4 protein-coding genes are annotated in these 6,294 nt (G+C 37.5%); 3 read left to right on the top strand and 1 reads right to left on the bottom strand.

All coding sequences use genetic code 11. From position 1 onward, the window contains the following. The first annotated feature begins 526 nt into the window (after positions 1-526). The 3 genes from ACNF42_RS08235 to ACNF42_RS08225 are packed head-to-tail and all read left to right on the top strand — an operon-like array spanning position 527 to position 4,522. Positions 527-2,344: an ABC transporter permease subunit gene (locus tag ACNF42_RS08235; protein WP_443340288.1), complete on the top strand. Its 1,818-nt coding sequence runs from the start codon at positions 527-529 to the stop codon at positions 2,342-2,344. Next, the gene (locus ACNF42_RS08230; protein WP_443340287.1) at positions 2,341-3,357 is read left to right on the top strand and encodes an ABC transporter ATP-binding protein; all 1,017 of its coding nucleotides are present in this window, start codon (positions 2,341-2,343) and stop codon (positions 3,355-3,357) included. Before ACNF42_RS08235 ends, ACNF42_RS08230 begins: the two co-directional genes overlap by 4 nt. Beyond that, positions 3,350-4,522 carry an amylo-alpha-1,6-glucosidase gene (locus tag ACNF42_RS08225; protein WP_443340286.1) on the top strand — a complete coding sequence of 391 codons (1,173 nt, stop codon included), beginning with the start codon at positions 3,350-3,352 and terminating at the stop codon, positions 4,520-4,522. Before ACNF42_RS08230 ends, ACNF42_RS08225 begins: the two co-directional genes overlap by 8 nt. 127 nt (positions 4,523-4,649) lie before the next feature. On the opposite strand, the gene ACNF42_RS08220 is transcribed toward ACNF42_RS08225, so the two are convergent. Then, positions 4,650-6,050, bottom strand: coding sequence for a hypothetical protein (locus tag ACNF42_RS08220; protein ID WP_443340285.1), 1,401 nt, complete (start codon positions 6,048-6,050; stop codon positions 4,650-4,652). Between the last annotated feature and the right edge of the window lie 244 nt (positions 6,051-6,294).

The raw sequence follows: 6,294 nt of genomic DNA, 5'->3' as shown, positions 1-6,294 counted from the left end.
TAGCTATGAAGATTTACATGAAATACAAGGGAAATCTGGATAAATAGAACTTGAAAATGCTGTTATTGTTCATATTGCAATGAAAATCACGAACTACAGAACGAAGATAGCAGAATTAGGGTGGTTATTCGAAATCCTCTACAATTTTTGTCAAAACGCCTATATATAATTTTTCTGGCGACACAAAATATTCTCCTGAAAATCTATAATATCCCTTATTAAACTATTAAACGCAAGGAAAAGTTAAATATGGAAAATCCGTTATTGTGTATCATGCATAATAGTTGATTTAAATCAGTAAAATTAAAGATACAACTAAAAATGTTAAGGTTTGGATTTAAAACAATATAATACAACTAAAAGTGGTATGAGATTAAAAATGAATAATAGAATAATAAAAACCAAAATGTGGTGATATAACTTGATAAATCAAGATGCAAAAGATGAAAAGACGTTTCAGGGAATCCGCTTCGGGAGTAGATTTAAGAGATAATTAACCTATTTCCTTTTTGCCTTACCTGCGCTTATTTATGTAATAGGTCTTTCCATAATACCTGCAATTACGGTCGTTTACGATAGTTTTATTGGGAAATCTGGTTTTACTCTTCAAAATTACGAAGTTCTTCCTCAATACAGCCTCTATAGCGCTATTGAAAACACACTAATTGTCAGCTTAGGTGCACTTTTAATTCAAATCACAATTGCGCTTGCTATCGCTATGGTCCTTGTGAAGCCACTAAAAGGAAAAAATATTTTTTCATCAATAATAATTATTCCACTAGGGATATCAACTATTGTAAGTGCATATGTTTTCTCCATTATATTTCAAGCGGTTGGAGGCTACGCTAATTCTGCGCTTGTTGGTTTGGGGTTAAAACCTGTTGATTGGTTTGCAACAGACCTTTCTTCCCTTGGTGTTGTAATGTTTTCTGACTTTTGGAAAAATACTCCGCTGGTTGCATTAATTTTATATGGAGGGCTATCGTCTATTTCTCCTAGCCTATATGAAGCGGCAGCAGTTGACGGTGCCGGGGCATTTAGAAGATTTATTCATATAACATTACCGAATCTTGCACCAATCATTTCCATAGCCCTCCTGGTGAGAGGAGTGAGTGAGTTTAATATTTTTGCCCTTCCACTCGTTATAATAGGATATCATCCACCGATCCTGAATACATTGATCTTTGAGAATTATTCCTCAATAACTACAAGAAACATCTCTTATGCTGCTGCTACCATCCTTTTAGCCATTATAATGGTATATTCAATTATAGTTGTAAGACTTGGTGGGGCAAAAGACCAGATAAATCCAAATGCTGAATCAAAGAGAAGTGCAAAGAGGCTTCATTTATCGTGGCGTGAAAGATTTGGAAAACGTATGAAATTCAAGATAGGTGAAAGGAAAAATCAAAATACTTATTCTAAAAGGAAAATGAACCTTAAAACGAATCAAAATAGTATCTTTAACAAAATAAATGCTGCATTTGCAAACACAAAAGTAAAAACTGGGCTTACTTATCTTGCAGTGATAATTATCGCATTGATATTTCTGTATCCTCTGTGGATTCTTATTATATTTGTGTTTCAACCGCCATATCTTACATATGGATCTGTATATCCCGCACAAATACCTTTGGGTTTTACCTTAAGGAATCTTATTGACGCCTTCACAAAGGTCGATCTAATAGGACCCATGATAAGAAGCCTAGAGGCTGCATTTCTCGTAGGAGGAATAGCTCTATTGATTGGAATACCTGCTGGTTATGGGCTATCTAAGCTTACAGCTCGATTCTCTAACAAAATAATCATCTTTCTATTTATAATAAACATGATGCCGGGACTTGTTGTTGCTATTCCTATTTCGTCCTACTTTTTCGAAATACAACGCTTTTTCAGTACCTATCATTTACACATTACTCTTGACAATTCGGTTTTTGGAGTCGCATTAGCACAGGAACTCGTTGTACTCCCACTAACCACCTTTATCACACTAAGTGCCTTTAGGAGTCTTCCAAGAGACCTCGAATTCCAGGCAAGGGTTGATGGAGCTAGTCTTGGAAGAACATTCACAAGAATTCTTATCCCACTATCCCGTGTACCCATATTGGTAGCTTTTTTACTGGCCTGGATGACGTCGTGGGATGAATTTACCTATGCAGTTATAATTGCGCCAATAGTTCCAACAAAATCAACCTTTCCAGTCACCTTATATGATTATGTATCCAGAAATTTGCCTCAGTCTGCTACATTTGCATTAGTTGCGACAATTCCGGTCATAATTCTGGCGGTGATTCTTCAAAAGTACCTAAAGGGTCAGTATTTATCAGGAGGTCTTGTAGGATGAACGTAAAAATGGAGTATAAAAATGTAAACAAATATTACGGTAAAAAGAGGGTTCTTAACGATTTTAATCTTGAAGTTTATGATGGAGAATTTCTCGTAATCTTAGGCCCCTCAGGAATGGGAAAGAGCACGCTTCTTAGAACAACTGTGGGAATTGAAGAGATGACTTCAGGGAAAATAATTCTGGATGGGGAGGATATAAGCAGAAAACCTCCAAATAAAAGGAACATAGCGATGGTATTTCAGAACTATGCCCTTTATCCAAATATGACCGCCTACAAAAATATAGAATTTCCACTTAAAATGGCTAAGGTCGATCAGAGAACAATTAGAGAGAAAATTGAAAGAATCGCAGACACTCTCAAAATATCGGAAGTTCTTGAAAGAAACGTTAATTTACTCAGTGGTGGTCAAAAGCAGAGAGTTGCTCTTGCAAGAGCTTTGGTTAGAGATCCAAAGATATTTCTGCTTGACGAGCCTCTGAGCAATCTTGATGCTAGGGTTAGGTATACAGCCAGAGGTGAACTTAAGAAGATACAAAAGGAACTTGGCCATACATTTGTTTATGTGACTCACGATCAGACAGAGGCTGCAACATTATCGGACAGAGTTGCAGTGTTGAGAAACGGACAAATAGAGCAGATCGGAAGCTTTGACGAAATACTGAATGAACCAAAAACAAAGTGGGTTGGGGATTTCGTTGGCGAATACCCGATGAATTTCATAGATGGAGCTATTTTGGGCTTGAAAGATAAAATCATCGGTTTCCGCTCTCACTGGGTCACAAAGGGTGACCAGATTAAGGCACACGTTGATTGGTGCAACCACGAAGAAGACAGATACATAGTGAGATGTTTTTTGGACACAGATATTAACGATGATGACGAGAAAAGGGCGGCAGTTGTTATTAAAACTGAAAAACCTTATGAATATAATGACCCCGTATCTTTTTCGCTTGTAAGGTATAATGTATATGATATGGACGGAAAACTTGTAGGAAAAAACAATGAGTGAAAAAGTGAGGAATTTTGTCAGTATAGGAAATGACATAGAACAGTTGAAATCAGAAGGTGGATGGCTTTATGCTGGTCTGCCAAAATTTAAATCACTGTTCGGGAGAGATTCCATAATATCTTCTCTCCAGCTTTTGGATTATGATGAAAATATAGGGTTAAGTACCTTAAAGGCTCTGTCTGAAACGCAGGGGGAAAAAGTAATAAATGCAACATATGAAGAGCCTGGCAAAATAATTCATGAAATCCACGAGGATACTGAAAATATAAAGACAAGGATGAGGGAAGTTCAGTGGCTAAAATATGGTAAAAATTATTTTTCAGTTGACAGTACCCCTCTATATATAATTCTTCTTTCAGAACTTATGAGCAGAAGAAAATCCCTCGATGGGATGTATAAGAACAATCTGATAAGAGCTATGAAATGGATTCTTGATTATGGGATAATAGATACATATCTATCTTATAATAAACCGATCGAGGGCAGTGGTCCTCTATCAATGAGCTGGAGGGATGGAATTGGAGAGGTATTAAACCAGGTCGTGTCCCCGGTATCAGTTATTGGGGTTCAATCTTACGTCTACAATTCCTTGAACCTTGGTCTAAAATTTTTGGAAAAATATAATCTTGAATATGAACTGAGAGAAAGAACAAAAATGGTTCTTTCCAAACTCAGAGAAAGGACATTTTTGGATTTCACAACGGATGATGGGGTATATCCCGGTATAGCTATTGGAGGAGATGGGGTTTTAACTAATTGCATCACAAGTGAGCCTGGCCATCTGATTTTTTCTGGCATACTTAAACGAGAGGAGGAAAGAGTCATCATCGAAAGACTGTTTGCGGAAGATATGCTAACCTCTTACGGTATAAGAACGATGTCCACAAAAGATTCTCACTTTGATGCAAAGGCATACCAGAGAGGTTCGGTATGGCCTAATGACAATTGGATTATAGCTTACGGTCTTAAGAATAGAGGCTATTCAAAGGAATTTAGTGAAATAAGAAACAGAATGGTTGAATGCGCTGAATTTCTAAATGGCCTGCCAGAGTTTATTGGGGTTACTAAAGATGATAAGATAATTAATGGAAATTCCATGAGAATAAATCCTTGTTTTCCTCAAGCTTGGTCGGCAGGGGCCGAATATTATTTTTTAAGGCATTAAATGAAAGTCAAGATATTCGATCTGCAATCACACTAATATGAAAGAAAACTAAAATGTTAGATTCCAAATAGTGTAAAAAGAATTTATTATTGGAAATTTAATGTTTCAAAATAAAAAATTTTGGTTTTTAGGATCCCTGCACTGGGGCGAAGTAGCCACTCTCATATTCATTTGCAACACTTTGACTGTAGAACTGCACAAGATAACTGTACATTTCAGTATTGTAATGCGGCATTATGGACGGTATCTGAGTGTAGCTTGTAACTGTTCCGCTTTCAATTATTTTTACCCAAGCCTTGTCCATTATTGTATTCCACTCGCCAATCCAGGACACTGGACTTCTTAGAAATACACCGCCTTGTATTGCTGCGAGGGAAGTGTTAGCAACAGTATCATTGTTAGAGTATAGTTTCATTCCCAATTTTGTAAGATTAACTGATCCAGGCCACTGATAATACATCATTGAGTAAGTGTTTGAGGCCAGACCAGTATATGTTGCCCAGTAGGAAGTCTTATAGTCTGGTGAGAAGTAGGCGCTTAGATTATACAGATACTCCATGGCCTGTATATCTCCGGTATCATTGAACATCATAGGATTTCCACCGAACTGAACCATCCATTGGTAGACTTCAGTAGGAGTGCTTGCCCCACCGTGACCCTGGAAGTTTATCATACCTCTACCATACTTTTGATCAAGTATCTTTGCATCTGTCATCAACTGTGTATATGTTGTTGGTACGTGCGATATACCTGCATTCTGAAGGGCTGTGTAGTCAACCCAAACAAGTGGGATATTTACAAGCTGTGTTAGGAAATATACGCCTCCAAAAACGTGACTCTCGTAATTGTTCAAATTCGTTATTGTGCTTATGGTTCCTTCACCTGCAGTGATTGTTGTAGGATTTAAAGAGGCAAGATACCCATCATAGAAGAGGACGCCTACATCTAGGTTATCTATTGTCATAACGACATTTGCGTGGGATCCACTTGTAACTAAAGAAGATACTTCTTCAATTATTGATGATGCTGTGATAAAACTAACCTGGACGTTTATGTTCTTGTATAGTGTCTCAAAGTGGGATATTACGCCGTCCACGTATGACTCATCTGCCGCACTCATGCTTGTGTAATATGAGACTGTAACTGTTGCATTAGAAGGCTGATAGATAAGGGGGACATTTGTGCTTGGTGAACTTGTGTATGAACTCTGATCCACGGGTATAAAACCTGTTGCTTCTTCACAATTTTTCTGAACCAAGGGGTTCATTAGGTAAGCCATCAACTGAGCTGAGGCAGCTGGGGCAGATCCACCCTTCATCTCTGCAATAACGCATCCTCCCAAAAGATGCTCAGAATTAGCCGGTCCACTGACTCCTGTATAGACATAAAGCTGCTGGCTAGATGTTGATGTTGAAGGTTTGACCAAATTGTTGTAGTCAAGACCTACAAATGTACCAACAAGAACCACTACTATTACGATAGCAATTATGCCTATCAATAAATTCTTTTTCTTTCCTTTAGGTTCCACTGGTTGTTCCATTTCGATCAAGTATCAATACTAAATCATAAGAGGATTTCTAATAACCCCCTCATTAAGCACCGTAACATTTATTCATGAAACACGCATGTTACAGTATGAGTGACCTTCTTGATCATGCGTTGAAGGAGAAATACAACTCAATGAAGATAAATGATCCATTGGTATTCATTAAGAATGCCATTGACTGGGATGCATTCACACCCTTATTGAATGATCTGTATCACAATGATAC

The sequence above is a fragment of the Cuniculiplasma thermophilum genome (assembly GCF_052315355.1).
Lineage (GTDB): Archaea > Thermoplasmatota > Thermoplasmata > Thermoplasmatales > Thermoplasmataceae > Cuniculiplasma.
This window is presented reverse-complemented; position numbering and strand designations above follow the sequence as displayed.